The organism is Bradyrhizobium sp. USDA 4502 (assembly GCF_054063355.1).
Map to the genome: position 1 here is coordinate 6,378,761 of NZ_JBSSGF010000001.1, position 25,684 is coordinate 6,404,444.

General features: G+C 65.3%; 25 protein-coding genes. 11 read left to right on the forward strand and 14 right to left on the reverse strand.

All coding sequences use genetic code 11. The features are described 5' to 3' along the window. Window positions 1–299: 299 nt before the first annotated feature. On the reverse strand, window positions 300–2,987 hold the full coding sequence (locus tag ACVW1B_RS29815; protein ID WP_456822649.1) for a sensor domain-containing protein: 2,688 nt from the start codon (window positions 2,985–2,987) through the stop codon (window positions 300–302). A gap of 276 nt (window positions 2,988–3,263) precedes the next feature. Between ACVW1B_RS29815 and ACVW1B_RS29820 the strand changes: the two genes are divergently transcribed. Continuing rightward, window positions 3,264–4,367, forward strand: coding sequence for an NAD(P)/FAD-dependent oxidoreductase (locus ACVW1B_RS29820; protein ID WP_456822650.1), 1,104 nt, complete (start codon window positions 3,264–3,266; stop codon window positions 4,365–4,367). Between the two features lie 96 nt (window positions 4,368–4,463). Here the strand turns inward: ACVW1B_RS29820 and ACVW1B_RS29825 are convergent, their stop codons facing one another. Next, window positions 4,464–4,649, reverse strand: coding sequence for a YdcH family protein (locus tag ACVW1B_RS29825; protein ID WP_016847370.1), 186 nt, complete (start codon window positions 4,647–4,649; stop codon window positions 4,464–4,466). A gap of 240 nt (window positions 4,650–4,889) precedes the next feature. Between ACVW1B_RS29825 and ACVW1B_RS29830 the strand changes: the two genes are divergently transcribed. The 3 genes from ACVW1B_RS29830 (at window position 4,890) to ACVW1B_RS29840 (ending at window position 5,796) form a co-directional block, all read left to right on the forward strand. After that, a complete protein-coding gene (locus ACVW1B_RS29830; protein ID WP_016847372.1) occupies window positions 4,890–5,096 on the forward strand; it encodes a YdcH family protein in 207 nt (68 codons plus the stop codon). A gap of 196 nt (window positions 5,097–5,292) precedes the next feature. Then, the gene (locus tag ACVW1B_RS29835; RefSeq protein ID WP_028336001.1) at window positions 5,293–5,502 is read left to right on the forward strand and encodes a hypothetical protein; all 210 of its coding nucleotides are present in this window, start codon (window positions 5,293–5,295) and stop codon (window positions 5,500–5,502) included. Window positions 5,503–5,544: 42 nt separating this feature from the next. Continuing rightward, on the forward strand, window positions 5,545–5,796 hold the full coding sequence (locus tag ACVW1B_RS29840; protein WP_018268738.1) for a hypothetical protein: 252 nt from the start codon (window positions 5,545–5,547) through the stop codon (window positions 5,794–5,796). Here ACVW1B_RS29840 and ACVW1B_RS29845 read toward each other — a convergent pair. Continuing rightward, window positions 5,791–6,516: a GGDEF domain-containing protein gene (locus ACVW1B_RS29845; protein ID WP_057019015.1), complete on the reverse strand. Its 726-nt coding sequence runs from the start codon at window positions 6,514–6,516 to the stop codon at window positions 5,791–5,793. The genes ACVW1B_RS29840 and ACVW1B_RS29845 overlap by 6 nt on opposite strands. A 145-nt stretch (window positions 6,517–6,661) precedes the next feature. Between ACVW1B_RS29845 and purE the strand changes: the two genes are divergently transcribed. After that, window positions 6,662–7,150, forward strand: coding sequence for a 5-(carboxyamino)imidazole ribonucleotide mutase (gene purE / locus ACVW1B_RS29850; protein ID WP_028335999.1), 489 nt, complete (start codon window positions 6,662–6,664; stop codon window positions 7,148–7,150). Further along, window positions 7,147–8,253, forward strand: a complete 1,107-nt coding sequence (locus tag ACVW1B_RS29855; protein ID WP_456822651.1) for a 5-(carboxyamino)imidazole ribonucleotide synthase — start codon at window positions 7,147–7,149, stop codon at window positions 8,251–8,253. Before purE ends, ACVW1B_RS29855 begins: the two co-directional genes overlap by 4 nt. Before the next feature lie 173 nt (window positions 8,254–8,426). Here ACVW1B_RS29855 and aqpZ read toward each other — a convergent pair whose 3' ends face one another. Then, window positions 8,427–9,149, reverse strand: coding sequence for an aquaporin Z (gene aqpZ / locus ACVW1B_RS29860; protein ID WP_456822652.1), 723 nt, complete (start codon window positions 9,147–9,149; stop codon window positions 8,427–8,429). 264 nt (window positions 9,150–9,413) lie between these two features. Between aqpZ and rpsU the strand changes: the two genes are divergently transcribed. Next, window positions 9,414–9,710: a 30S ribosomal protein S21 gene (gene rpsU / locus ACVW1B_RS29865; RefSeq protein WP_021078544.1), complete on the forward strand. Its 297-nt coding sequence runs from the start codon at window positions 9,414–9,416 to the stop codon at window positions 9,708–9,710. A gap of 113 nt (window positions 9,711–9,823) precedes the next feature. Beyond that, a complete protein-coding gene (locus tag ACVW1B_RS29870; protein WP_456822653.1) occupies window positions 9,824–10,486 on the forward strand; it encodes a tetratricopeptide repeat protein in 663 nt (220 codons plus the stop codon). Between the two features lie 48 nt (window positions 10,487–10,534). Here ACVW1B_RS29870 and ACVW1B_RS29875 read toward each other — a convergent pair whose 3' ends face one another. The 10 genes from ACVW1B_RS29875 to ACVW1B_RS29920 all read right to left on the reverse strand — a co-directional run bounded on the left by ACVW1B_RS29875 (window position 10,535) and on the right by ACVW1B_RS29920 (window position 19,558). After that, complete coding sequence (locus ACVW1B_RS29875) at window positions 10,535–11,428, reverse strand: hypothetical protein (RefSeq protein WP_456822654.1); 894 nt, start codon at window positions 11,426–11,428, stop codon at window positions 10,535–10,537. Between the two features lie 264 nt (window positions 11,429–11,692). After that, window positions 11,693–11,977: a cupin domain-containing protein gene (locus tag ACVW1B_RS29880; protein ID WP_028340624.1), complete on the reverse strand. Its 285-nt coding sequence runs from the start codon at window positions 11,975–11,977 to the stop codon at window positions 11,693–11,695. 36 nt (window positions 11,978–12,013) lie between these two features. Beyond that, the gene (locus tag ACVW1B_RS29885) at window positions 12,014–13,111 is read right to left on the reverse strand and encodes a calcium:proton antiporter (RefSeq protein ID WP_092080788.1); all 1,098 of its coding nucleotides are present in this window, start codon (window positions 13,109–13,111) and stop codon (window positions 12,014–12,016) included. A gap of 53 nt (window positions 13,112–13,164) precedes the next feature. After that, on the reverse strand, window positions 13,165–13,983 hold the full coding sequence (locus ACVW1B_RS29890) for an alpha/beta hydrolase (RefSeq protein ID WP_253606819.1): 819 nt from the start codon (window positions 13,981–13,983) through the stop codon (window positions 13,165–13,167). 15 nt (window positions 13,984–13,998) lie between these two features. Next, window positions 13,999–14,169, reverse strand: coding sequence for a hypothetical protein (locus ACVW1B_RS29895; RefSeq protein ID WP_253606817.1), 171 nt, complete (start codon window positions 14,167–14,169; stop codon window positions 13,999–14,001). 10 nt (window positions 14,170–14,179) lie between these two features. Continuing rightward, window positions 14,180–15,577 (reverse strand): NAD(P)(+) transhydrogenase (Re/Si-specific) subunit beta, encoded by a 1,398-nt coding sequence (locus tag ACVW1B_RS29900; protein WP_253638613.1) that lies wholly within the window; start codon window positions 15,575–15,577, stop codon window positions 14,180–14,182. Between the two features lie 43 nt (window positions 15,578–15,620). Continuing rightward, complete coding sequence (locus ACVW1B_RS29905; protein ID WP_016841609.1) at window positions 15,621–15,938, reverse strand: proton-translocating transhydrogenase family protein; 318 nt, start codon at window positions 15,936–15,938, stop codon at window positions 15,621–15,623. 11 nt (window positions 15,939–15,949) lie between these two features. After that, on the reverse strand, window positions 15,950–17,074 hold the full coding sequence (locus tag ACVW1B_RS29910) for a Re/Si-specific NAD(P)(+) transhydrogenase subunit alpha (protein ID WP_456822655.1): 1,125 nt from the start codon (window positions 17,072–17,074) through the stop codon (window positions 15,950–15,952). 145 nt (window positions 17,075–17,219) lie between these two features. After that, window positions 17,220–17,372, reverse strand: a complete 153-nt coding sequence (locus ACVW1B_RS29915; RefSeq protein WP_092080774.1) for an aa3-type cytochrome c oxidase subunit IV — start codon at window positions 17,370–17,372, stop codon at window positions 17,220–17,222. Between the two features lie 269 nt (window positions 17,373–17,641). Next, window positions 17,642–19,558 (reverse strand): M3 family oligoendopeptidase, encoded by a 1,917-nt coding sequence (locus ACVW1B_RS29920; RefSeq protein ID WP_456822656.1) that lies wholly within the window; start codon window positions 19,556–19,558, stop codon window positions 17,642–17,644. A gap of 142 nt (window positions 19,559–19,700) precedes the next feature. Between ACVW1B_RS29920 and ACVW1B_RS29925 the strand changes: the two genes are divergently transcribed. The 3 genes from ACVW1B_RS29925 to ACVW1B_RS29935 all read left to right on the forward strand — a co-directional run bounded on the left by ACVW1B_RS29925 (window position 19,701) and on the right by ACVW1B_RS29935 (window position 25,657). Further along, window positions 19,701–21,191, forward strand: a complete 1,491-nt coding sequence (locus tag ACVW1B_RS29925) for a sigma-54-dependent transcriptional regulator (protein WP_456822657.1) — start codon at window positions 19,701–19,703, stop codon at window positions 21,189–21,191. A gap of 307 nt (window positions 21,192–21,498) precedes the next feature. After that, the gene (locus tag ACVW1B_RS29930) at window positions 21,499–23,796 is read left to right on the forward strand and encodes a L,D-transpeptidase scaffold domain-containing protein (RefSeq protein WP_456822658.1); all 2,298 of its coding nucleotides are present in this window, start codon (window positions 21,499–21,501) and stop codon (window positions 23,794–23,796) included. Between the two features lie 265 nt (window positions 23,797–24,061). Next, window positions 24,062–25,657: a DUF882 domain-containing protein gene (locus ACVW1B_RS29935; RefSeq protein WP_253606802.1), complete on the forward strand. Its 1,596-nt coding sequence runs from the start codon at window positions 24,062–24,064 to the stop codon at window positions 25,655–25,657. Window positions 25,658–25,684 lie beyond the last annotated feature (27 nt).

Here is a 25,684-nt window from a genome sequence, read left to right on the forward strand (position 1 = left end):
ATCGGATGTGCATGTCGAAGCGCGGCGAGGGATTGATGTGCAGGCGCGAACGCTCAAACGTTCGACGCTGCACGGCCACGAAGGGCAGACCAGGAAGGATTTAGCGCGAGTTTCCGGTCAGCCCTGCAAACGCATCTGCAGGGCGTTGACGGGGCCACGCTTGAGGTGGGGATCGGTGTATCTCGCCACGACGCGGCCCTCCTTTCTCGGCTGAAATGAAGTGGTGGGCCGAGATGTAGCCGGGCATGCAGCGGATGGCAAGCACAGCCGGCCGTGCCAGCCCGACCATTCAGGCCAAATTACCCGGCTCTGCGCACGGTTTCGGCAAGCTGGTCGCCACCGACCAGCGCGGCGAATTGACCGATCGGAGCCGGCCTGCCGATCAGATAGCCCTGCACCGCGTCGCAGCCCTCTTCGGCGAGGAAGTCGAGCTGCGCCTCGGTCTCGACGCCTTCGGCGACGATCGACATTTCAAGGCCGTGGCCGAGATCGATCACCGCGCGCACGATCGCGGCCGATTGCGGGTTGCGGCCGAGATTGATGACGAAGGCGCGGTCGATCTTGATCTTGTCGAACGGAAACGCCTGCAGATAGCTCAGCGAGGAATAGCCGCTGCCGAAATCGTCCATCGAGATGCGGACACCGAGCGCCTTCAGCCGCCGCAGCAGCGACAGGCCGCGGTCGAAATCCTCGATCAGCACGCCCTCGGTGATTTCGAGCTCGAGCCGGTCCGGCGTGAGCCCGGTCTCGAGCAGGATCGAATGCACGAGGCCGACGAGGTCGCCATGGGTGAATTGCGCCGGCGACAGGTTCACCGCGACCTGCAGCGGGATCGCCCAGGAGGCCGCCTCCCGGCAGGCTTCGCGCAGGATCCATTCGCCCATTTCAACGATCAGGCCGCTTTCTTCCGCGAGCGGAATGAAGTCGCCGGGCGGCACGAAGCCGCGCACCGGATGGTGCCACCGCGCCAGCGCCTCGAAGCCGATGATCTGGCTGGCCGCTACGCTGCCGCCCGCGGCGGCCTGCGGCTGGTAGTAGAGCGACAATTCGCCATTCTTGATCGCGACCGACAGCTCCTGGTGCAGCACGCGGCGATCGCGGATCTGCTGGTCCATCTCCGGTTCGAAGATCGAGATCGTGCCGCGCGACTTCGCCTTGGCGCGAAACAGCGCCGCGCCGGAATTGGCCAGCAGCGAGGCCGCGTCGGATCCGTTGTCCGGGAACACCGCGATCCCTGTGGTGAGGCCGGTTCGCACCGACTTGCCGTCGATCAGGAAATCCTGCCCGAGCGCCTCGGCGGCCTGCTCGGCCAGCGCGATGCCGGCGACCGGCTGCTTGCCGTCGATGATGAGGCCGAATTCGTCGCCAGAGAGCCGCGCGACCACGCCGCCGCGCGCCACGGCCTGCAGACGCTGCGCGACCTCGACCAGCACCTTGTCGCCCATCGCATGGCCGTAGACGTCGTTGATCTCCTTCAACCCGTCGAGGTCGACGCAGAGCACGGCGAACTCCTCGTCGGTGCCGTCGCAGGCCTCGATCATCTGGGTCAGCGCCTGCAGGAAGGCGGCGCGGTTCGGCAGATCGGTCAGGCCGTCATGATAGGCCATGTGCGCCATGCGCGACTCGGTCTGGCGCCGGTCGGTGACGTCCTCGTGGGTCTTGATCAGATATTGCGGCTCGCCGACATCGTCGAGCACGGTCATGCGGCGGGTCAGGAACAGCCGCAGGCCGTCCTTGGTCGAGATCGGATGCTCCTCGGCGATCATACTGCGCTTCCTGATCGCGGCCTCGTCGCGGGCGATAATCAGCTTGGCTTCACGCGCATTGAAGATGTCGGACGCGGTCAGGCCGGCGGCGTCCTCGCGGCGGCGATTGAGGATCGTCTCGGCGCTGCGGTTGGCCAGGAGGTAGCGGCCGTCGCTGACCCGCTGCACGATCAGCGAGACCGGGATGTTGTCGACCACGAGCTCGAGGAATTTCTTGTTGTTCTCGAGCTCGCGCGACAGCGAGCGGCGATCGGTGACGTCCTCAAACAGCGCGATCAGGAATTCCGGCTCGCCGGCCTCGTTGCGGGCGATCACGCGGTTGGAGGCGAGGATCCTCTTGTCCGAACCACGTTCGACGAAGAATTCGCTGCGGTGATAGCCTTCCGCCGCGTTCAGCGCCGCGCGGTCGGCGGTGTCGATGCTGGCGGCGGTCTCGGGGCGGAAGATCTCGTCGGCGCGCTTGCCCACGATGTGATCGCGCGAGAAGCGCGAGAAGCGCTCGAATGCGCGGTTGGCGAAGATGTAGCGGCCGTCCTCGATGTTCTTGGCCGCGACGCAGACCGGAACGTTGTCGAGCACCGATTCCAGGAATTGTGTGGTCGAGGCGAGCTTGCGCGACAGCTTGCGCTGGTCGGTGCAATCGAGATGGGTCGCGACCGAGCCGCCGTTCGGCAGCGGAAAATACTTCACCAGCACCGACCTGCCCCCGGGCAGCTCGGTAACCAGTCCCTCGGGCGCCGCGGCCCTGGCGAAGAAATCCTCGGCGCTGAGGTCGAGCACGCCGCGGTCGCGGCGCAGTTCCAGCAGCTCGACGCCGGTCATGTTGCGCCTGATGTCGGCGCGCGACAGGCCGTAGATGTCGAGATAGCGGTCGTTGCAGAACACGATGCGCTCCTGCGCATCGGTCATCACCACGCCCTGGTTCAAATGGTTGAGTGCCGACGAGACGAAGGCGTTGCGCCGCAATTGCGCGCGCTTGGCCTTGCGCAGCGCCGAGAGGATCCACAGCCCGACCGCGCCGAAAAAGGACGCGACCACCACGCTGCCGATCAGGAGCTCCCAGACCAGGCCGGGATCGAGGCTGCCCAGATAGCTCGACGGCGCGAACGCACCGGTGCCGGCCCGGGCTGCAGCGCACGGCGCGACGGCGGCGATCAGGCAGAGCACGGCCCTTGCCGGAATCGAATTCTTCCCGCCCGCCTGCACCTTCCTGCCAGCCATCGATCACCCGCGGATTTCCGGGGGCGAGTGTCCGGCTCCGGCGGTTTGGATCGGGTAAACGCGTACTGATGCAACCGGAAAATGCTGACTTAATTTATGGCAATTGCCCTGACATGATTAATGCTCCACTAACAGGGCATGGCTTCCCAACTTTTTGAGATGGCCCAAGCACTTGCCTAATAAGCACTTGCCCAAAGCGACCGGATCGGGCTGAACGATGTTGGCGGCAACGGTCATGGCGTGGCCGGGCGGAAATTTTCGGACCTGAAGGACGAGATGGACAGGGTTGATTGCGTGATCGTCGGTGCGGGGGTGATCGGCCTCGCCGTGGCGCGGCGGCTGGCACAGGCCGGCCGCGAAGTGATTGTGCTCGAGGAGGCCGAGGGAATCGGCACGGTGACCTCGTCGCGAAACAGCGAGGTGATCCACGCCGGCATCTACTACCGCGCCGGCAGCCTGATGGCGCGGATGTGCGTCAGCGGCAAGCGGGCGCTCTACCGCTACTGCGCCGAGCACGGCATCCCGCACAAGAATTGCGGCAAGCTGATCGTGGCCACCACCCCTGCGGAGACCGAGAAGCTGCAGTCGATCCGCGCGCATGCCGAGGCCAACGGCGTCGACGACATGCAGCTGTTGTCCGGCGAGGCGGCACGCGCCCTGGAGCCGGCGCTGAATTGCGACGCGGCGCTGCTGTCTCCCTCGACCGGGATCATCGACAGCCATGCTTACATGCTGGCGCTGCGCGGTGACGCCGAGGCGGCCGGGGCGGCGTTCGCCTTCCATACGCCGCTGCTCCACGCCAGGGCCACCGCCGACGGCTTCGAGATCGAGGCCGGCGGCGCGGCGCCGATGACACTGGCCTGCGATATCCTGGTCAATGCCGCCGGACTCGGCGCGACGGCAGTCGCGCGCAACGTCGAGGGCATGCCGATCGAATTGATTCCAACGGCCTATTTGGCCAAGGGCAATTATTTCAGTTGCAGCGCCAAGGCGCCGTTCTCGCGGCTGATCTATCCGGTGCCGGAACCCGGCGGGCTCGGCGTGCACCTGACGCTCGACATGGCCGGTCAGGCGAGGTTCGGGCCCGACGTCCAATGGATCGATCACATCGATTACGCCGTCGACCCCGATCGGGCCGAGCGGTTCTATCCGGCGATCCGGAAATACTGGCCGGCCCTGCCGGACGGCGCGCTGATGCCGAGCTATTCGGGAATCCGCCCCAAGATCGTGCCGCCGGCGGTGGCGACCCAGGACTTCCTGATCCAGGGGCCGGCCGATCACGGCGTCGCGGGCCTGATCAACCTGTTCGGCATCGAATCGCCCGGACTGACGTCATCGCTCGCGGTCGCCGACCATGTCGGCGCGTTGGCGGAACTCTGAGCAAATACAGTAAGGCCTCCCGGGGGATGCGCGCGCGCTTGGGCGTTCATCCCTCGGTGAAAGGCCAGGCTATTTGCTAATTTGCAGGGGGGCGGTCTAGTGGACCGTGTCGTCGGCGGACAGTCTCAACCGCTCGATTTGATCCTTGACCATCAACTTGCGGCGCTTCAGCTCGCAAATATGCAGGTCGTCTACAGAGGGGTGAACGAGCGCTTCGTGCAGTTCGTTCTCGAGTATTTTGTGTTTACGCTCCAGCTCAATGAGATGGGCCTGTATTGCCATTGCGAACACTCCTCGGTGCGTTAAACCTCAGGTTCGATCCGGACCGCCGAGTGTACACGAGTGGACGGCGCTGTCGATGGGGGACGCGAAATGCCGCACGCACTCATTTCGGTTTATCTGTAACCAATCGTGACTATGGAACCGGTCCGGCTTGCGCGGCGCGCGTTCAAGGAGGATATTCCGGCGAGCGGCGACTTCAGCCGCAACAACCTTATCGTGCTTATCAGTTAATACACAACCATGAACGATCAGGATGAGCGCGAACTAATCGCCGAACTCGCGCGGCTGCAACAAGAGCACCGCGACCTCGATGCCGCGATCGACGCGCTGCATCAGTCGCCGGCGCCGGATCTCTTGATGCTGCAGCGCTTGAAGAAGCGGAAGCTGCAACTGCGCGATCGCATCGCCTTTATCGAAGACCAGATCACGCCCGACATCATTGCCTGACGCGTGCCGCGGCGCGGGCCTTCGCGCTTCGGCGCTTCCGGTTCAGACCGGGCGACGGTTTTCCCCGTCATCCACAGCGCCTCGCCGGCTTCACGTTCGCGGCAACGGACGGAAGGCGGTTTCCCGGCGCTTGACTCCGCATGAACAAAAAGAGAACATGCCAGCCCAGCCGCCAGCCATCAGAGGGAGTTTCGCCATGTCCGCACCGCCTTCCCTGCCCGACAACAGCCGCTACGAGAAGGCCTGCGATCAGGCGATCGCGATGTGCGACGGCAACCTGCGCAGCACCATCAAGGCGCTGATCATGGCCAACGAATATCTGGAAGCCGAGCTTGAGGAATTGCAGGCCGCGATCACCGCCGGCTGCGTGCCGGCGCAGACCCGGGCGGCGAGCGACGCCGCCTGATCCTTGGCCTGATCCTTGGCCTGATCTTCAGGGAGCACAGCGATGGCCGATGTAACCTATTACGTGGCACTGCCCTTCATGCAGGATGACGACGGCACGCCGGTCGCCGGCAATGCCGAGGAATGCCAGAGCTCGGCGGTCGCGCTGCGCCGCGCGGAGACCATGTCGCGGATGCCCGGCAGCATCGGCGCCGTCGCGTTCAGCCGCACCGGCGATCCTGCGATCGGCGAATTCGGCGATGCCAAACTGTTGCGTGCCTACGGCAATGTGCCGGAGGATTTGAGCGCGCTATAATTCTCGGGATTCGTGGCGCCGCTGGGCCTTGCGCACATACATCGCACGGTCGGCCTCATCGAGCACGCGATCGATATCCGAGTGCGCGGTGAGGATAGCAACGCCCGCGGAGGCGCCTGCGGTGACCTGGCTGTTACGAAACATGAAGGTCAACCGATCGATCGCCTCTTCCAGCGCAGCCGCCTTGGCGCGGGCATCGATCTCGCTGAGATTCCACAGCAGCACGGCGAACTCGTCACCGCCGAGACGGCCGATCACATCGGAAGCGCGCACCTGATCCGATATCGCGGCAACGATCGCCTTCAGCACCTCGTCGCCCGCCGCGTGGCCGAAGGCATCGTTGATCGGCTTGAGGCGATCGACGTCGAGCACGATCAGCGCACCGGAGGCCTGATAGCGCTTGATGAAGGAGAGCGAACGGGCGAGCTCGCGCTCGAATCCGCGCCGGTTGAAGATGTCGAGCAGGAAGTCGGTCTCGGCGGAGGCCTGCAGCTCCTCGATCCGGGCCTGCGCCCGCGCCAGCTGCGCCCGCAAGCTGCGGATGGTCGATTTGTCGCCGGATGCGACCGCGCCTCGCGTGGAAGCTCCGGTTCCAGCCCGTTTGGTGCCAGCCCGCTTGGCTGCAGTCTTGCCCGGCCTGGATTTGCGCGCGGCGGGCGCGCCTTTCCGTCGTTTCGCGGCCCCGGAGGCGGCCGACGTCGTCTTCTTCTTCATGCGCATCCTTGTTGAGGCCTGCTTATGAAGGCTTGCCGGGATTCACCAAGACAGGATAGTCCATTCTAACTCCCTTGCCACGCCTTGGATGACGCCCGGGCCGTCCCTATAATCGGCCTATGCTTTTGGATTCCTGCACAGAATTGAAGAGATGACCGCTCCGATCGCCATCATCATGGGAAGTCAGTCCGACTGGGAAACCATGCGCCATGCCGCCGAGACGCTGGCTGCGCTCGGTGTGGCCTGCGAAACGCGCATCGTTTCGGCCCACCGCACCCCGGATCGGCTCTATGCCTTTGCCAAGGGCGCCAAGGCAGCCGGCCACAAGGTGATCATTGCCGGCGCCGGCGGCGCCGCCCATTTGCCGGGCATGACGGCCGCGCTGACCGAGCTTCCGGTGTTCGGGGTTCCCGTCGAGTCGAAGGCGCTGTCGGGCGTCGATTCGCTCTATTCGATCGTGCAGATGCCGGCCGGCGTCCCGGTCGGGACGCTGGCGATCGGCAAGGCCGGCGCGATCAATGCCGCATTGCTCGCGGCGAGCGTGCTCGCACTCAACGATCCGGCTCTGTCGGCCCGCCTTGCGGCCTGGCGCAAGCAGCAGACCGACGCGGTCAACGAGCATCCGGAGGGCGCGGCGTGACGGCTTCGAACGCAGTGAAGCTGAAGCCGGGCGACACCATTGGAATCCTCGGCGGCGGACAATTGGGCCGGATGCTGGCGATGGCCGCGGCGCGCCTCGGGCTCCGCTGCCAGGTGTTTTCGCCGGATCCGGACTCCCCGGCGTTCGACGTGGTGCAGAACGCGACCTGCGCGGAATATGCCGACGTCGAGGCGCTCGAACTGTTCGCCAACGACGTCGACGTCGTCACCTATGAATTCGAGAATGTCCCGGCCGCGACCGCGATGGTGCTCGCCGCGCGGCGCCCGGTGCTGCCGGCCTACAAAATCCTGGAGACCACGCAGGACCGGCTGATCGAGAAGGATTTCATCAGCAAGCTCGGCATCGGCACCGCCGACTACGCCGACGTGTCCTCGGTCGACACGCTGCGCACGGCAATCGAACGCATCGGCCTGCCAGCGGTGATCAAGACCCGCCGCTTCGGCTATGACGGCAAGGGCCAGGCCATCATCCGCGACGGCGACGATCTCGAGCAGGTCTGGGAGGACCTCGGCACCAAGTCGGCCATCCTCGAGGCCTTCGTGCCGTTCGAGCGCGAGATCTCGGTGATCGCGGCCCGCTCCGCTTCAGGCGAAGTCGAATGCTTCGACGTCACCGAGAACGAGCATCGTGACCACATCCTGAAAATTTCCCGCGCGCCGGCCGCAATCCCCGATGAGCTTGCCATACAGGCGCGCGCGATCGCCGAAAAGATCGCCTCGGCGCTCGATTATGTCGGCGTGCTCGCGGTGGAGATGTTCGCGGTGCCCGGCAACGGCAGCAAGGCGACGGTGCTGGTCAATGAGATCGCGCCGCGCGTGCACAATTCCGGTCACTGGACGCTCGACGGCGCCTCGATCTCACAGTTCGAGCAGCACATCCGCGCGATCGCCGGCTGGCCGCTGGGCAAGCCGGTGCGCCACGGCGAGGTCGTCATGACCAACCTGATCGGCGACGACATCCTGAGCTACGAGCAGTGGCTCACCGTTCCCGGCGCCACGGTGCATCTGTACGGCAAGGGCACGCCGCGCCCCGGCCGCAAGATGGGGCACGTCACCGAAGTGACGCCGGCCCGCAAGGGATAATTCCACACGCGGCCCATAGCCGCCTTCGTCGCATCGATGGAAATGGGATCGTGGCAACCACGATCCATTAGAGCATCGGTTCTGATTCAATCAGAACCGATATTCTGGATTTTTGCTTACGCGTTTTCTTCACGCGAACCGGCGTCCACTTCGCTCGAAAACGCTCTCGCCGATCACGCCGTCTTCGCGCCGGCGACGATGCCGGTCGGTTCGTCGCTGAGCCAGCGATAGATCACGCCGCCGAGCGCGGCGCCGATCAGCGGTGCGACCCAGAACAGCCAGAGCTGTCCCAGCGCCCAGCCGCCGACGAACAGCGCCGGCCCGGTGCTGCGCGCCGGATTCACCGAAGTGTTGGTGACGGGAATGCTGACGAGGTGGATCATCACCAGCGCGAGGCCGATGGCGAGCGGTGCGAAGCCGGCGGGCGCCTTGCCATGGGTCGATCCCATGATGATGAACAGGAACATCATGGTCATCACCACCTCGGTGATGAAGCACACCACCATGTTGTACTGGCCGGGTGAATGCGCGTCATAGCCGTTGGAGGCAAAGCCCTTGCTGACATCGAAGCCGGGCGCGCCGCTCGCGATCACATAGAGCAGCCAGGCCGCGATGATCGCGCCCACAACCTGCGCGATGATGTAGGGCAGCACCTGGCCGCCCGGGAAACGCCCACCCGCGGCGAGCCCGACGGTCACCGCCGGGTTGAGGTGGCAACCCGAGATATGGCCGATCGCATAGGCCATGGTCACCACGCTCAGCCCGAAGGCCAGTGACACGCCGACCAGGCCGATCCCGACCTGCGGAAAGCCGGCCGCGATCACCGCGCTGCCGCAACCAGCGAATGTGAGCCAGAACGTACCGATGGCCTCGGCAGCGTATTTCTTCATCTCCATCTCGCATCTCCCCTATTTCCAATGTCCGGGTTATCCAAAACGCCGGGAGCGGCCCTCATCTGGGCGCCAAACCACCCAAATCGGGGCCGCACAATGGCATTTTCGCCCTATTTCGTGGCTTTACTAGGCCCGAAAGTCACTCGACCGGTGGACATCTGCGCGTTTGTCTGATACATGCGCGCGCCTAGGGTTAAGAGGCAGGCCTTTTGCCGCCCCTTCACCTCGCCAGAATTCCGAACCGATCAATTCAAAAGAGGATGCCGCGTGCAGGTTCTCGTCCGCGATAACAATGTCGACCAAGCCCTGAAGGCGCTGAAGAAGAAGATGCAGCGCGAGGGCATTTTCCGCGAGATGAAGCTCCGCGGTCATTACGAAAAGCCGTCTGAGAAGAAGGCCCGCGAAAAGGCCGAAGCCGTGCGCCGCGCACGCAAGCTGGCGCGCAAGAAGCTGCAGCGCGAAGGCCTGCTGCCGATGAAGCCGAAGCCAGTGTTCGGCGCTGGCCCCGGTGGCGACCGCGGCGGCCGTCCGGGCGGTGCAGGCGCCGGTCGCGGCCCTCGCTGAACCGTTTTGCCTGTATGGAAGTCTAACAGCGCGGGCCACGGGCCCGCGTTGTCGTTTTGAAGCACGCCGCGTTCCGGGGTACCCATGCAAAGCGACCGGCAAGAGCATTTTGCATGACGGCTGATCCGGTATCCCGCCCGCTCTTTCCAGGACCCGCGCACCGCCGTTGCGCGCCGCATCTCGTCATCATTGCAGTGGTTCTCGGCCTGCCGCTCGGCGGCTGCTCCTTCGACCTCGGTTCATGGGGCTCCTCGGACGACAAGCCGAAGCCCGCTGCCACCGCCGACAAGCCCGCCGCCGACACCATCACCCCGCAAGACGTCAACAGCGCCAAGGATCACACCACGCGTGCTCAGGTGCTGGCGCGCTCCGGCAAGCTCGACGAGGCGATGGCGGAGTTCGAACAGGCGCTGGCGGCCGACCCTTACAACATCCAGGCGCTCTACGGCCGCGCCCTGATCTATCAGGTCCGCGGACAGCATCAGCAGGCGATCGACGATTTCACGGCAGCCAGCGGGCTGTCGCCGCAGAAGGCCGAGCCCCTGGTCGGCCGTGCCACCAGCTACCTCGCGCTCGACAAGGCCAAGCAGGCCGCCAGCGATCTCGACGAGGCGGTGCAGGCCGATCCCGGCAATGTTGCGGCGTGGAGCACGCGCGGCCAGGTCTATGAGCGGCTCGGCGACAAGGCCAAGGCGGCGGCGTCCTACAACCGCGCGCTCGCGCTGCGGCCAGGCGACGGCAATGCGCGCAGCGGGCTGGCGCGCACCGGCGGCTAGCGATTGGCGTGAAGACAACCCGTCAGGAACGATCGAGCGGCGCTGCGGCTACTTCGGCAGGACGGCGTGGAACATCGACTTCATGCCGGAGAACATGTCGTCGGTCACCGACGTGCGCTCGTTCTTCTGCGCCGGCATGATCGCCTCGGCGCGCAGGTCGAGCGGGGCCTGCACCACCGGGACCGGAATGTCGGCCGGCGGCGTCAGCCGGTTGGAGTCCTGGCCGCCGCCGGCATAGGGCGGACGCGGCTGCGAGGATTGATCGACATTGTCAGTGGACGGGCTCGACACCATGATCGGCGGCGGCAACGGCCGGATCGCCGATGTGGCTGCCTGACGCTGCGCCTCAGGCAGGCGAGCGAGATCGGTGCGCATGGCATCCTGGGACCGCGCTGCCTCCTGCGGACGCTCCTTGCGCAGCCGCTCGATGGCGGCGCGCGCGAGGTCGTTGGCGTCGCGGCTTTCCTCAGGCGTCACAGCAGCCTCGACCGGTGCGGCTGACGTCGCGGGCGCGGCCGGCTGCGGCGCGGCGGGCGCGACCTTCGCGACGGCCTTCGGCGCCGCCGGATGATGGCGGGTGTCGGCCGGGATGCTGGCGGTATCGGCCGGCACGTCAGGCTTTGCGTCGGCCGATTTGGGGTCGGCCGATTTCTCGGCAGGCTTCTCGGTGACGGTGGCCTTCTCGGACGCCGACCGCTCGATCAGCGTACGCTCGGACATGCCCTTGGCCTTCACGCCGGCTTCGGGGAGGCTGCTGACGACGGTGGCGGGCTTGGCGGCGGCTTTCGGATCTGCCTTGGGATTGACTGCGGCGGTCACGGCTGCGGCTGCCGGTGCTTCCGGCTTGGCCACGATGTAGTGATTAACGATGTACGCCCCGATGATGGTCGCTGCCACCGAGGGTAAGATGTCCATCACGAATTTCTTCAGGTAACTCAGCATGACCTGCCACTCCCCACCCCGCTACTACATGCTGGAACTTTGAGGCACATTCAGGGATCAACTGCGTCGGATCGGTGGCAAACCCCCGTTCCGACGTCACCTTTGGTGTCGCTTTGGTTTCAGCCGGAGGCGTCCCCTGCGCAGGCCGCATCCGCCTGCTAGATCATCGCGCAGCCGTTAACGGGTTATGAATTTCCACAGCCGCGCCGGCTCGGACCTGCCATTCGGCGGGTGCAGGGTTCCTTGCTTGGTTCTCGCGCCGCGTCAGGGCTTGAGTTCGACCTCGAGGAACACGATCTCGCTGGCCGTCTCGTTGAGCACGTCGTGCTGGACCCCGGCCTTGCGGAAATAGGATTTGCCGGCTCCGAGCTGCGCCTTCGAGCGCTCGCCGTTCGGCGCCACGATCGTCATCTCGCCCGCCGTGATCGGAACGATGACATAGTCCATCTCATGGGTGTGGTGGCCGGTGGCGCTGCCCGGCGCGAGGCGCCATTCGGTCACCCGGACTTCCGCCGTATCCACCTGCACATCCGATTTGGCACTGAGCATCGTCATTTTCTCCAATTTTTTTAAGCGGATCATGCTCTACGGCACGAAAACCATGAACACGAACACGGCGAACACCACCATGTGAACCAGCCCGAACAGGATGTTGGTGCGGCCGGTTCCGAAGGTGAGCATGCTGACCATGAAGGTGAGCAGCAGGATCAGCATATGCTGGTTGCTGAGCCCGAGCACCAATTGCTTGTCGAGCGCATAGGCGGCTACCGCCACCGCGGGAACCGTGAGCCCGATGGTGGCGATCGACGAGCCGAGCGCGAGGTTGATGCTCTTCTGCAGGTCGTTCTTGCGCGCCGCCGACACAGCGGCAACGCTCTCCGGCAACAGGATCAGGGCCGCCACCACCAGGCCGGCAAAGGCCGGCGGCGCGCCGATCTTGACGGTGACGACATCGACCACCAGCGAGAATTTCTTCGCCAGCAGCACCACCGCCAGCAGCGAGACCAGCAGCAGTGCAACGCTGATCGCCGTCATGCGGTCCGACATCACCTCGCCATGCGCCGCTGCCTCATTGGCGCCGCTGACGAAATAATCGCGGTGACGGATGGTCTGGGTGTAGAGGAACACCGCATAGAGCAGCACGGTCACGACGCTGACCACGGCGAGCTGGGCCGTGGAAAACACCGGGCCCGGAGAGGTCAGCGTGAAATTGGGCATATCGAGCGTGATGGTCGCGAGCACGAACAGCACGCTGAGGTAAAGGTTCGCCCCGGTGATCTGGAAATCCTGCTCCTTGTAGCGCAGGCCGCCGATGAAGATGCAGAGCCCGACCAGACCGTTGCAGACGATCATCACCACCGCAAACACCGTGTCGCGGGCCAGGGTCGGCGCCGGCGTTTCGCCCAGCATGATGGTCGAGATCAGCGCCACCTCGATGATCGTCACCGCGAGCGTCAGCAGCAATGTGCCGAACGGCTCGCCGATCCGCTCGGCTATCATCTCGGCATGGTGGACCGCCGCGAACACGGTGCCGAACAGAATGACCAGCAGCACCGCCGCAAACACCCAGCCCCCGGCCGATGGCGCGAAGCTGTAACCGGTGGCCGTGACCGCGGCAAACAACAGCACCGCCAGAACGGGATACAGCCAGGCCGACCGCGGCATCGGTCCGTGTGCACTCATCGTGGGGTCCCCTCACTTCGGTGGCGCGATTATGCGACAGACAATCGCCGCCGTCAGCCTCTTGCGGCGCCGATAAACCGCCGCGCCGTCGCCATCGCACCGAAATCGTCGAGATTGTCGTGCCCGCCACCGGGCAGTCGCACGAATTGCTTGGGCTCATGGGCGAGATCGAACAGGCGCTCGCCGAAGCGAATCGGGATCACCGGATCGTCGGTGCCATGCATGATCAGGAGCGGCGCCTTGACCTGCGCGATGAGCCGGTCGGAGTGGAATTGATCGCGCATCAGGAGGCTGACCGGCACATACCAGAAATGCGCGCCGGCGACGTCAGCCGTTGATGTGTAGGGCGCCTCCAGGATCAGCTTGCCGAGGGGATGTTCGGCGGCGAGCGCGACCGCAACGCCGCTGCCGAGCGAGAAACCCCAGGCCACGATCTGCTCGGCGCGGCAGCGCGCGGTGGTGAAGGCGTAGGCCGCCGCGGCGTCCTGCAGCAGTCCCTGCTCGCTCGGAGACCCGCTCGACCCTGCGTAACCCCGAAAGGACAGCGCCACCAGCCCGGTGCCGTCGGCCGTGATGGCCTTGAAGCGCGCCACGCGCCCGGCAAGGAAATCGCCATTGCCATGAAAGAACAGCACGACCGGCCGGCCCGGCTTCGCCGGCACGTGCCAGACGATGACCTTCTCGCCGTCGCCGGTGGTCAGGACATGCTCTTCCGCTTCGGGAAGGCCCGCGGCTGCCGGCGCAGTCCGTCCGACCGGCGGGATCGGAAACAGCAGCTCGCGCTGCTTGACGTACAGCACCGCGAGCCCGCCGAGATAGACGACGACCGCGGCGATCAGGAACCATTTCAGGATTGCGAGTGCCAGCGCCATCAGCGGTGGCCGCGGCTATGTCTTGCCGCGGAGCTTGAGCAGCTTCTCGACGTCCGCCTTGACGCTGTCGGGGACCGCTCGGCACGCGCACGCCGCCGCATGCGCGATGTGCCACTTGATGCGTTGCTCGCGCGTCGCCCGGGGCGGCATGCGATGCGCTCGATGCCACTCCCGGTTCAACGCCATCGCTACCGCCTTACATCGCCTTGACGATGTTCTCGGTGACCTTCTTGGCGTCGCCGAGCAACATCATGGTGTTGTCGCGGTAGAACAGCGGGTTGTCGATGCCGGCATAGCCCGAGGCGAGCGAGCGCTTGATGAACATCACGGTGCCGGCCTTCCAGACCTGCAGCACCGGCATGCCGTAGATCGGCGAGGTCTTGTCCTCTTCCGCCGCCGGGTTGGTGACGTCGTTGGCGCCGATCACGAAGGCGATGTCGGCCTGGGCGAACTCCGAGTTGATGTCCTCGAGCTCGAACACCTCGTCATAGGGCACGTTGGCCTCGGCCAGCAGCACGTTCATGTGGCCGGGCATGCGGCCCGCGACCGGGTGAATGGCGTATTTCACCTCGACGCCTTCCTTCTTCAAGATGTCGGCCATCTCGCGCAGCGCGTGCTGGGCCTGCGCCACCGCCATGCCGTAGCCGGGCACAATGATGACCTTGGAGGCGTTCTTCATGATGAAGGCGGCGTCATCCGCCGAGCCGAGCTTGGCGGGCTTCTGCTCTCCCGAGCCGCCGCCGGCTGCGGCAGTCTCGCCGCCGAAGCCGCCGAGGATCACCGAGATGAACGAGCGGTTCATCGCGTGGCACATGATGTAGGACAGGATCGCGCCGGAGGAGCCGACCAGCGCACCGGTGATGATCAGCGCCGAATTGCCCAGCGTGAAGCCGATGCCGGCCGCGGCCCAACCGGAGTAGGAGTTCAGCATCGAGATCACGACCGGCATGTCGGCGCCGCCGATCGGGATGATCATCAGCACGCCGAGCGCCAGCGCGATGATGGTAATCAGCCAGAAGTCGAGCGCGCTGCCGCTCATCACGAGGCCGACGATGAAGAACACCAGCGCCAGCGCCAGCACGATGTTGATGACGTGGCGGAACGGCAGGATGATCGGCGCGCCGCTCATCCGTGCCGACAGCTTCAGGAACGCGATCACCGAACCGGTGAAGGTCAGCGCGCCGATCGCGACGCCGAGCGACATCTCGACCAGGCTCTGCGGATGAATGTGGCCGGGCGTGCCGATGTCGAACGCCTCGGGCGCATAGAACGCACCGGCGGCGACCAGCACCGCGGCCATGCCGACCAGCGAGTGGAATGCGGCGACGAGCTCGGGCATCGAGGTCATCGGCACCCGGCGCGCGATGACGGCGCCGATGCCGCCGCCGATCGCGACCGCGAGGATGACCAGCACCCAGGCCACGCCGTCGGCCGGCGGATGGCTCGCCAGCGTCGTGCCGACGGCGATCGCCATGCCGATCATGCCGAACATGTTGCCCTGGCGCGACGACGCCGGGCTCGACAGGCCGCGCAGCGACAGGATGAACAGCACCCCCGCCACGAGGTACAACAGTGCAGAGAGATTGGCGCTCATCTCAGGTCCCCCAAAATCCTCATCACCCCGAGGTGATTGCCGCTCACTTGGCTTTCTTCTTGTACATCGCGAGCATGCGCTGGGTGACCAGGAAGCCGCCGAAGATGTTCACGCAGGCGAAGATCAGCGCGACGAAGCCGAAGCCGCGGGCCCAGCCCGAACCGCTCGAGACCATGCCGACACCGACCGCGAGCAGCGCGCCGACCACGATCACCGAGGAGATCGCGTTGGTCACGCTCATCAGCGGCGTATGCAGCGCCGGGGTCACCGACCAAACCACGAAATAGCCGACAAACACGGCGAGGACGAAAATCGACAGCCGGAACACGAACGGATCGACGGCCTGCGCGAGATGCTCCATGGCTTCTCTCCTTACTTCGGCTGGAAGTTGGGATGGATGACGGCGCCGTCCTTGGTCAGCGCGGTGGCCTTCACCAGTTCGTCGTCCCAATTGACCGCGAGCGCCTTGTTGGCCTTGTCGACCATCGTCTCGATGAACGAGAACAAATTGCGCGCGTAGAGGCTCGAGGCCGACGCCGCGACGCGGCCGGCAACGTTGGTGTAGCCGACGATCTTGATGCCATCGGTCTCGACCACTTCGCCGGGCCTCGCGCCCTCGACATTGCCGCCGCGCTCGACCGCGAGATCGACCAGCACCGAGCCGGGCTTCATCGATTTCACCATCTCGCCGGTGACGAGCATTGGTGCCGGACGGCCCGGGATCAGCGCGGTCGTGATCACGATGTCCTGCTTCTTGATGTGCTCGGCGGTCAGCGCGGCCTGCTTGGCCTGGTACTCCTTGGACATTTCCTTGGCGTAGCCGCCGGCGGTCTGCGCGTTCTTGAATTCCTCATCCTCGACGGCGAGGAATTTCGCGCCGAGCGATTCGACCTGTTCCTTGGTGGCCGGGCGCACGTCGGTCGCGGTGACGACGGCGCCGAGCCGCCGCGCGGTCGCGATCGCCTGCAGGCCGGCGACGCCGACGCCCATCACGAACACCTTGGCGGCCGGAACGGTGCCGGCGGCGGTCATCATCATCGGGAAGGCGCGGCCAAAGGCCTCGGCGCCCTCGATCACGGCGCGGTAGCCGGCGAGGTTAGCCTGCGAGGACAAGACGTCCATCACCTGCGCGCGGGTGATGCGCGGCATCAATTCCATCGCGAAGGCGGACACGCCGGCATCGGCCATCGCCTTCAGGGCGGCCTCGTTGCCGTAGGGATCCATGATCGCGATGACCAGCGCGCCGCGCTTGTATTTGGAAAGTTCGGAGGCTTCCGGCCGCTTCACCTTGATGATGATGTCGGCGTCCTTGAGCGCGTCCGCGCTGACGGTGGCGCCAACCGCGGTGAACTCCGAATCGGGAAGGCCCGACTTGATGCCCGCGCCCGGCTCGACCGCGACCTCGGCGCCGAGTGCCTTGAACTTCTTCACGGTATCGGGCGAGGCCGCAACCCGCGGCTCGGACGGATCAATTTCCTTGGCAACGGCAATCTTCATGGGCCCTCCGGCGGCGCGAGCGGCGCACGCGTCTTCAAACTAGCGTTATTTTCGCCAGATTTGGATACCCGGTTTTTACATCCGGGTTTCGACAGGAAATTCCGGCACCGCCGCGGGACGGCGGCGCCGCTAGCCGATCTAAGGATCAGACCAGGAAATAGGCCATCAAGGCGAGAATGATGGCGACGCTGATGGTGCCCCATTTGACCAGCATGAGAAACCCTTCATAGGTCTGCTCATGCGCCACGTAATCGTTGCCGTCGGCGGTCGTGTAGGCCACTTCGCTATGGTCTGCCATCGCTGTCCCCAGTCAGAAATTCGCGTTCCTCCGCGAGCCATTACCGCAAACGGATAGGCAGGGCAACGGCGCGGTCCCGATCGGGCGATTTGAAGCGCAAATCGTCCCCGATCCACGTTCGAGCGACGACGCCGCGGCAGCCCCTCGGCAGGATTGGCCTCCCAAACGCAGGCATCATGGAACGATCATGCCGTCAGGCGCAAAAAAACGCCGAACGAAACTGGCACGGGACCGGCTGCCGCCCGGCCCGGCCGGAACGCCGATGGGCCTCAGCCCATCGCCTCCAGCTCGTCGATCATGCCGGCGATGACGGACAGGCCGCCGTCCCAGAATTTGGGGTCCTTGGCATCGAGCCCGAACGGCCGCAGCAGCTCGGAATAGTGCTTGGTGCCGCCGGCGGCGAGCATGTCGAGATAGCGCTCGGCAAACCCTTCGGACGCGTGCTCGTAAACCGCATAGAGCGAGTTCACGAGGCAATCGCCGAACGCATAGGCATAGACGTAGAACGGCGAGTGGATGAAGTGCGGAATGTACATCCAGAACGTCTCGTAGCCCGGCTTGATCTCGATCGCCGGCCCCAGGCTCTCGCCCTGCACGCTGAGCCAGATCTGGCCGATCCGCTCGGCGGTGAGTTCGCCGTTCTTGCGCTCGGTATGAACCGCGCGCTCGAATGAATAGAACGCGATCTGCCGCACCACGGTATTGATCATGTCCTCGACCTTGCCCGCGAGCAGCGCCTGGCGCTGCTTGGCGTTCCTGGTCTGGGACAATAGCCGCTTGAAGGTCAGCATCTCGCCGAACACGCTTGCGGTTTCCGCCAGCGTCAGCGGCGTCGGCGCCATCAGCGCGCCGTTCTTCGCCGCCAGCACCTGATGGACGCCATGACCGAGCTCGTGCGCCAGCGTCATCACGTCGCGCGGCTTGCCCTGATAGTTCATCAGCACATAGGGATGCGCCGACGGCGTGGTCGGATGCGAGAACGCACCGGGCGCCTTGCCGGGACGGACCGGCGCATCGATCCAGCGATCGCTGAAGAAGCGCTCCGCGATCTCGGCCATCCTGGGCGAGAAGCCGCTATAGGCCGACAGCACCATGTTGCGCGCCTCGGGCCAGGCGATGGTGCCGGTCGCCGCGAACGGCAGCGGGGCGTTACGGTCCCAGTGCGGCAGCTTCTTCTTTTTGAACCAGCCGGCCTTCAGCGCGTAATAGCGGTGCGACAGCTTCGGATAGGCCGCGCGCACCGAGGCGACCAGCGCATCGACCACCTCGCGCTCGACGCGGTTGTTGAGATGGCGGGAGTCCGCGACATCCTGGAAGCCGCGCCAGCGGTCGGAGATTTCCTTGTCCTTGGCGAGCGTGTTGGTGATCAGCGCGAAGCTGCGCTCATTGTCCTTGAAGGTCTTGGCGAGCGCCTGCGCGGCAGCCTTGCGCTTGTCCCCCGCCTTGTCCTGCAGCAGGTTCAGCGTCGGCTCGATCGCGAGCTCCTTGCCGCCAATCTTGAAACGCAGACCGGAGATGGTCTGGTCGAACAGCCGGTTCCAGGCCGCGTAGCCGCTTTGCGCCTTTTCGTGGAACAGCTGCTCGACGCGATCCTCGAGCTGGTACGGCTTGTCCTTGCGCAGATCCTCGATCCATGGCCGGTAATGGCCGAGCTCGGGTTCGGCCATCGCGCGCTCGATCACATCATCGTCGACGCGATTGAGCTCGAGCGAGAAGAACAACAGATGCACCGACGCGGCGGTCAGCCGCTCGGAGACATCGCCGTAGAATTTCGAGATCGCGGGATCGACGCTGTCGCCGGCATGGACCAGGCCGGCGTAAGAGCCGAGACGGCCAGCCAAATCGTCGATCGCCTCATAGCGCCTGATCGCCTCGGCCAGCCACCTTCCGCCGCCTTCCTTGGCGGTATTTTCGGCAAGCTTGCCCTTGTAGTCGGTCTCAAACGCGACGCAATCTGCGTCCATTTTCTGCAAGTCGCGTGCGACCTCAGGCGCATCGATACCGGAGTAGAGATCTGCCAGATTCCATTCCGGAAGCTTGCCGGTCTTGCTGGCTGCCTTTTTCGCGGCCGGGCCGCCCGCGGACGATTTGCGTTGCGCGGCCGTCTTGCGCAACGCGGCTTCCTTGCGGAGAGCGGCCTTGCCGAGGGCAGACTTGTTGGATGCAGTTTTGGAGCGCGAGGTCATCTTGTTCGTAACCTTAGTTCAGTCGGAAAGATGTCGGCGGCGGCGGAATGAATGCGGGTTTGCAACATTTAAGAGTGCGTTAATCGGCATCGGCGACATTGCCCCGATTCGAGACAAATAAACGTAGCGTGCGGGGAAAACCATGGCTGCCACCATTTTGATCGCCGATGACGACGCAGTACAGCGCCGTTTGGTTGAAAACATGGTGCAGAAGTGCGGCTATGAGCCCCTCGTCGTGGACAGTGGCGACGCGGCGATCGCGGCCCTGACCGCATCCGAGACGCAGGCGATTGACGCCGTCGTGCTCGACCTCGTGATGCCGGGCCTCGACGGTCTCGGAGTCCTCGCAAAAATTCGTGAAGCTGGTTTGACCGTCCCGGTCATCGTGCAGACCGCGCATGGCGGCATCGACAATGTCGTGTCGGCGATGCGCGCCGGTGCCCAGGATTTCGTCGTCAAGCCGGTCGGCTTCGAGCGACTGCAGGTTTCCCTGCGCAACGCCCTCAACGCCTCGGCGCTTAAGGGCGAATTGCAGCGGATCCGCCACAGCCGCGAGGGCCGGCTGACCTTCTCCGACATCATCACCCGCAGCGAGGCGATGGCCGGGGTGCTGCGCACCGCGCAAAAGGCCGCGTCCTCGACGATCCCGGTGCTGATCGAGGGCGAATCCGGCGTCGGCAAGGAACTGTTCGCGCGCGCCATTCACGGCAGCAGCGAGCGCAAGGCCAGGCCGTTCGTTGCGGTGAATTGCGGCGCGATCCCGGACAATCTCGTCGAATCGATCCTGTTCGGCCACGAGAAGGGCGCCTTCACCGGCGCCACCGAGCGCCATCAGGGCAAGTTCGTCGAAGCGCATGGCGGCACGCTGTTCCTCGACGAGGTCGGTGAATTGCCGCTGGCCACGCAGGTGAAATTGCTGCGCGCCCTGCAGGAAGGCACCGTCGAGGCGGTCGGCGGCCGCAAGCCGGTCAAGGTCGATGTTCGCATCATCTCGGCGACCAACCGCAAGCTGCTCGATCTCGTGAAAGGCGGCCAGTTCCGTGAGGACCTGTTCTATCGCCTGCACGTGCTGCCGCTGACCATTCCGGCGCTGCGACAGCGGCGCGAAGACATCCCGCATCTGCTGCGGCATTTCCTGGCGCGATTCTGCGCCGAGGAGAACCGCAACCTCACCGGCATCAGCGGCGAGGCGATGGCCCACCTCTCGCAGCTCGATTGGCCGGGCAACATCCGCCAGCTCGAGAACACGGTGTATCGCGCCGTGGTGATGAGCGATGGCAACCAGCTCGGGCTCGCCGATTTCCCGCAAGGAACGGCGCATCCGGCGCCGGACGGCAAATCGCTGCAGGGCGAGCCGCTGGTGGTGTCGCCTTCCACGGCCCCCGCCATGATCTCCGGTAATGAAATACCGGTTGTCACCTCCCTGCCCACCGCCGGCGGCCTTTCCATGCTCAATGCCGCGGGCGAGGTGCGCCCCCTGGAAGATCTCGAGAACGAGATCATCCGCTTCGCGATTTCGCATTATCGCGGACAGATGTCGGAGGTCGCGCGCCGCCTCAAGATCGGCCGCTCGACGCTCTACCGCAAGCTCGACGAAGCTGCGGCCGGCGCGCGCGCAAGCGACGCCACTTAGCCCTCGAGGCCGACAGGGCCGCACCAGGGAACCTTTTGAACCGTGTCGTGGCGGTGACAGACAAAGGCTGTGCCGCGTGGCAAAAACGCACAGCCCGGAGTGAAATCAGCTGCTTCGAGGTCAGTTTGTCGTGAGTTGCCCCGCATGGCGCTGGCTGCATGAGAGGGGCAAAGGTATCGTCTGCGTTCGTTGTGTGCAGGCGTGCGAGTCGATCGAGAGGCCGGCGCTTCGCGCAAGCTATGAAACCAAATTCTGATTTGAACTGTTCCAGTTTGATGAGGGGCAGTTTCACCCAGGGGGTGTGACGATGCGTGACTGTTCGAACAACCGTCGAGGATTTGACCGCGTATTGATGGCCGTCGCGGCAACCTTCCTCACGGTGTCCGCGACCGCGGCCTTCGCGCAGGACACGCCGCACTCCAGCGCCTCGGAACTCGCGATCGACGCGGCGATCCCGCGCCCCGAACCGGCCAACGTGCCGCCCCCCACCGCAAGCGATTTCAAGGCCGACACCACCGCCGCGCTGCCCGATGCAGCCAAGCCGGCCGACGTGAAGCCAGCGGATGTGCATGCCACCGAAGCCAAGCCTGCTGAGACAAAACCGGTCGACGCCAAGCCGGCAGAGCCGAGCGCGACTGCAAAGGCCGTCGAGCCGAAGCCTGCCGATGCCGTAACCGCGCCGGCGACCAAGCCCGCCGACGCGCCAAAGACCGATACCGCCGTCGCGCCGGCGGCGGCCACCCCCGCCCCTGCAACGGCCACCGCGCCTGTCGCAAGCCCCGCGCCTGCAACGGCAGCGGCGCCGGCCACAGCTCCTGCTCCCGCGACCGCCGCAGCGCCGGCGGGCGAACCGGCGAAGGCGGCAAGCAACGTTGCTGCCGAGGATCAGCCGGTTGCCGACAAGCTGCGCGAACTGCTCGCCAGCAAGTCGCTGCGTAGCTTTGACCGCAAGAACGAGCGCGCAGCGGCCGAGAAGTTCTATTCGGCTCGCGAATACGCGCCGGTGTTCACCAAGGCCGGCAAGCTGACCGACGCCGGCAAGGGCGTCATCGCCCGCCTGAAGGATGCGGCCGCCGACGGCCTCGATGCATCAGACTATCCGGTGCCGGATTTCGCCGCGGCGACCTCGCCGGACGCGCTGGCCGACGCCGAGCTGAAGCTCGCCGCCAGCATGCTGGACTACGCCCGCCAGGCCCAGAGCGGCCGCATGCACTGGTCGCAGGTGTCGGCGGACATTCTCTATCCGGAACACCCGATCGATCCGGCGGAAGTGTTCGCCAATGTGACCTCCGCCAAGGACGCCTCCGCCGCGCTCGACGGCTACAACCCGCCGCAGAAGCTCTACAAGGAGCTGAAGAAGAAGCTCGCCGAGCTGCGCGGCCAGGGCGACGGTCCGGTCATCACGATCGCGGACGGTCCGACGCTGAAATATTTGCCGGCGCGCAAGAAGCAGGCTGCGGTCGAGATGGACGATCCGCGCGTGCCGGACCTGCGCAACAAGCTCGGCATCACCGAGGATGCCGACAGCACCAAGTATGACGCGACGGTCGCGCGGGCGGTGGAGAAATTCCAGAGCAGCGTCGACCTCAAGCCGACCGGCGTTCTCGACGAGCGCACGGTCAAGGCGCTGAACAATCCGAAGCGCGACCGGCAGATCGACACCGTGATCGTCAACATGGAGCGCTGGCGCTGGCTGCCGCGCCAGCTCGGCGCCGCCAGTGTCGGCAATGCCTATGTGATCCTCAACATCCCGGACTACACGCTGAAGGTGATGCAGAACGGCGCGCCGGTCTGGACCACCCGCGTCGTCACCGGGAAGCCCGGCCAGCATGCCACGCCGCTTCTGACCGAGACGATGAAGTACATCACGGTCAATCCGACCTGGAACGTGCCGCCGTCGATCATCTACAACGAATATCTGCCGGCCCTGCAGCAGGATCCGACGGTGCTGCAGCGCATGGGCCTCAGGCTCGAGCGCAACCGCGACGGCTCGATCCACATTTCGCAGCCGCCGGGTGAAGCCAACGCGCTCGGCCGCATTCGCTTCAACTTCCCGAACAAGTTCCTGGTCTATCAGCACGACACGCCGGACAAGTACCTGTTCGCGAAGGACGAGCGCGCTTTCAGCCACGGCTGCATGCGCGTGCAGAATCCCGATCAGTACGCCGCCGTCCTGCTCAACATTACCGAGCCGAACCAGCACTACACGCCGGAGCGGATCCGCAGCATGTACGGTTCGAGCGAGGTCGACCTGAAATTCCCGACGCCGATCCCGGTAAACATCACCTACCAGACCGCGTTCGTGGACGATGCCGGCAAGCTGCAATTGCGCAGGGACGTTTACGGCCGCGACGCCGCCATGCTGTCGCTGCTCAGGAACGGCCGCGGCAAGGATCTCGAGACGGTAGTGGCGCACGCCCAGCCGAGCTACTCGCGTCCGCCGAGCAGCAGCCTGCCCGCCGGCGTCAATGTCGCCGGCGACAACGGCTTTGGCTCCTCCGGACCAAACTTCTTCGAGCGCCTGTTCGGGGGATTCGGACAGCCGGAGCCGCAGCCGATCCGTCGTGGGCAGGCCCAGCAGCAGCGCCGGGTGATCACCCGCTGATCTGCATTTCGGCCCGATTGGGATAAATTTTGAAGCAAAATCAACGATCTCGCTCAAAAGGCGAGATCGTTTACGTTAACCATTTCGGGTCTCGGCCGGGGAGCAGGGCTATCTTTTGCCACAGTCGCCCAGTTAGTTAAGCCTAACTTGGGGGCGGGTCGGTAAACCTCGGTTAACCCTCCCGCTTTAAGAAAGCGTTCACCGTCTTCCGCAGGGGGTCTGCGAAAGATGCCGACCGAACGCTCGTCGACTGGGTGGGCTCATAGTGCTGGCTGTCTTCGCACGCCGCTGCAATCCGCTGTCGTTGCCTAAGGCCGGATACCAAGTCGGCCTGACTGCGCTATTGCTGTTGGCGGGCGCAGGATCGGTGCACGATGCCACCGCGCTGAACCAGACCCGCACCCTCTCCTTCCACCACACCCATTCCGGCGAAGACCTCACCGTCACCTTCAAGCGCGAGGGCCGCTACGACGAAGGCGCGCTGAAGCAGCTCAACCACTTCCTGCGCGACTGGCGTTCCCAGGATGAAACGGTGATGGACCGTCACCTCTTCGACATCCTGTGGGACGTCTATAACGACGTCGGCGGCAAGCAGCCGATCCAGATCATCTCCGCCTATCGCGCCCCTGCCACCAACGCCATGCTCCGCCGCCGCTCCTCGGGCGTTGCGCGCCACAGCCAGCACATGCTGGGGCATGCGATGGACTTCTTCATCCCGGGCGTGCCGCTGGAGCAGATCCGCTACGCCGGCCTCCGCCTGCAGCGCGGCGGCGTCGGCTTCTATCCGACCTCGGGCTCGCCGTTCGTCCATCTCGACACCGGCAGCATCCGCCACTGGCCGCGCATGACCCGCGATCAGCTGGTCAGGGTGTTCCCCGACGGCCGCACCGTCCATGTCCCGACCGACGGCACGCCGCTCAAGGGCTATGAGCTTGCCAAGGCCGATATCGAGCGCCGCGGCAATGGTGACGATGCCGCGACCATCGGCAAGCCGAGCCTGTTCGCGAAGCTGTTCGGTGGCGGCAAGTCGAGTGACGATGAAGACGAAGGCGCGGCCAGCGTGAACGACAAGCCCGCCGCCAACACCGTGGTGGCCGCCGCCGCGCCCGCCAAAGCCGCCGATCCGGTTCCGCTGCCGCGCGCCAAGCCGCAGTTCGCCGCCGCCATCCAGCTCGCCGCCGCCGACGCCCAACTCGTTCCGATGCCGAAGGCGAAGCCCGCGGTGCAAGTGGTGCAGGTGGCCGAGAACACCGCGCCGCAATCGCCTGCCGACATCATCAATGCCCGCGGCTTCTGGGGTGACGAGGGTGAGGCGCCGAAGCAGGCGTCGGCGGCGCAGATAGCCGCGCTGAAGGCCCGTGAGGCGGTCGGCGGTAGCGATCCGCAGACCACAGCCAGCACGACGACCGAAAACTTCAACAAGGCGCTGGCCTATGCGCCCGCGGCGTCACCGGTCGATCGCGCCAACATCGTCGCAGCGACCGCGCCGATCCCGCGCAACGTGCGCCCGACGCGCAATGCCGCGGGTCCTAGCACCGAAATCAACACCGTCGTTGCCAAGGGCGCACCGAGCCAGGGCGTGATCACCACCTCCGCGCGGATCTCGGCCGCCAAGGGCAACGATATCTGGATGCGCGTGGTGATGCTGGCGCCGAGCGCCAGCAATGCCATGCTGACCACGGTGCTTGGCGACACCGACATGACCATGATGCGGGCTCATTTCGTGAAGCCGCAGGCCGCCGTCGTCATGACCTTCTCGGAAGATCCGATGATGGGCATGACCTGCGACCGCTTCTCGGGCTCGGCGACCGCCCTCCTGACGACCCAGTCCTTCGTGCTCCGCACCGCCTCGCTGCGCTGAGCCGCGCTTCTGCCGACAAGATAGCTT

What these genes read in the sequence shown, in the direction of transcription:
- ACVW1B_RS29830 (WP_016847372.1), top strand. Translation starts at nt 4,890, where the DNA reads ATGAACGATCAGGATGAGCGCGAACTAATCGCCGAACTCGCGCGGCTG.
- ACVW1B_RS29875 (WP_456822654.1), bottom strand. Translation starts at nt 11,428, where the DNA reads ATGCTGAGTTACCTGAAGAAATTCGTGATGGACATCTTACCCTCGGTG.
- ACVW1B_RS29835 (WP_028336001.1), top strand. Translation starts at nt 5,293, where the DNA reads ATGTCCGCACCGCCTTCCCTGCCCGACAACAGCCGCTACGAGAAGGCC.
- ACVW1B_RS29825 (WP_016847370.1), bottom strand. Translation starts at nt 4,649, where the DNA reads ATGGCAATACAGGCCCATCTCATTGAGCTGGAGCGTAAACACAAAATA.
- ACVW1B_RS29820 (WP_456822650.1), top strand. Translation starts at nt 3,264, where the DNA reads ATGGACAGGGTTGATTGCGTGATCGTCGGTGCGGGGGTGATCGGCCTC.
- ACVW1B_RS29925 (WP_456822657.1), top strand. Translation starts at nt 19,701, where the DNA reads ATGGCTGCCACCATTTTGATCGCCGATGACGACGCAGTACAGCGCCGT.
- ACVW1B_RS29915 (WP_092080774.1), bottom strand. Translation starts at nt 17,372, where the DNA reads ATGGCAGACCATAGCGAAGTGGCCTACACGACCGCCGACGGCAACGAT.
- ACVW1B_RS29870 (WP_456822653.1), top strand. Translation starts at nt 9,824, where the DNA reads ATGACGGCTGATCCGGTATCCCGCCCGCTCTTTCCAGGACCCGCGCAC.
- ACVW1B_RS29920 (WP_456822656.1), bottom strand. Translation starts at nt 19,558, where the DNA reads ATGACCTCGCGCTCCAAAACTGCATCCAACAAGTCTGCCCTCGGCAAG.
- ACVW1B_RS29845 (WP_057019015.1), bottom strand. Translation starts at nt 6,516, where the DNA reads ATGCGCATGAAGAAGAAGACGACGTCGGCCGCCTCCGGGGCCGCGAAA.
- ACVW1B_RS29895 (WP_253606817.1), bottom strand. Translation starts at nt 14,169, where the DNA reads ATGGCGTTGAACCGGGAGTGGCATCGAGCGCATCGCATGCCGCCCCGG.
- aqpZ (WP_456822652.1), bottom strand. Translation starts at nt 9,149, where the DNA reads ATGGAGATGAAGAAATACGCTGCCGAGGCCATCGGTACGTTCTGGCTC.
- ACVW1B_RS29930 (WP_456822658.1), top strand. Translation starts at nt 21,499, where the DNA reads ATGCGTGACTGTTCGAACAACCGTCGAGGATTTGACCGCGTATTGATG.
- ACVW1B_RS29815 (WP_456822649.1), bottom strand. Translation starts at nt 2,987, where the DNA reads ATGGCTGGCAGGAAGGTGCAGGCGGGCGGGAAGAATTCGATTCCGGCA.
- ACVW1B_RS29905 (WP_016841609.1), bottom strand. Translation starts at nt 15,938, where the DNA reads ATGGAGCATCTCGCGCAGGCCGTCGATCCGTTCGTGTTCCGGCTGTCG.
- ACVW1B_RS29880 (WP_028340624.1), bottom strand. Translation starts at nt 11,977, where the DNA reads ATGCTCAGTGCCAAATCGGATGTGCAGGTGGATACGGCGGAAGTCCGG.
- ACVW1B_RS29890 (WP_253606819.1), bottom strand. Translation starts at nt 13,983, where the DNA reads ATGGCGCTGGCACTCGCAATCCTGAAATGGTTCCTGATCGCCGCGGTC.
- ACVW1B_RS29900 (WP_253638613.1), bottom strand. Translation starts at nt 15,577, where the DNA reads ATGAGCGCCAATCTCTCTGCACTGTTGTACCTCGTGGCGGGGGTGCTG.
- ACVW1B_RS29840 (WP_018268738.1), top strand. Translation starts at nt 5,545, where the DNA reads ATGGCCGATGTAACCTATTACGTGGCACTGCCCTTCATGCAGGATGAC.
- ACVW1B_RS29910 (WP_456822655.1), bottom strand. Translation starts at nt 17,074, where the DNA reads ATGAAGATTGCCGTTGCCAAGGAAATTGATCCGTCCGAGCCGCGGGTT.
- purE (WP_028335999.1), top strand. Translation starts at nt 6,662, where the DNA reads ATGACCGCTCCGATCGCCATCATCATGGGAAGTCAGTCCGACTGGGAA.
- ACVW1B_RS29885 (WP_092080788.1), bottom strand. Translation starts at nt 13,111, where the DNA reads ATGAGTGCACACGGACCGATGCCGCGGTCGGCCTGGCTGTATCCCGTT.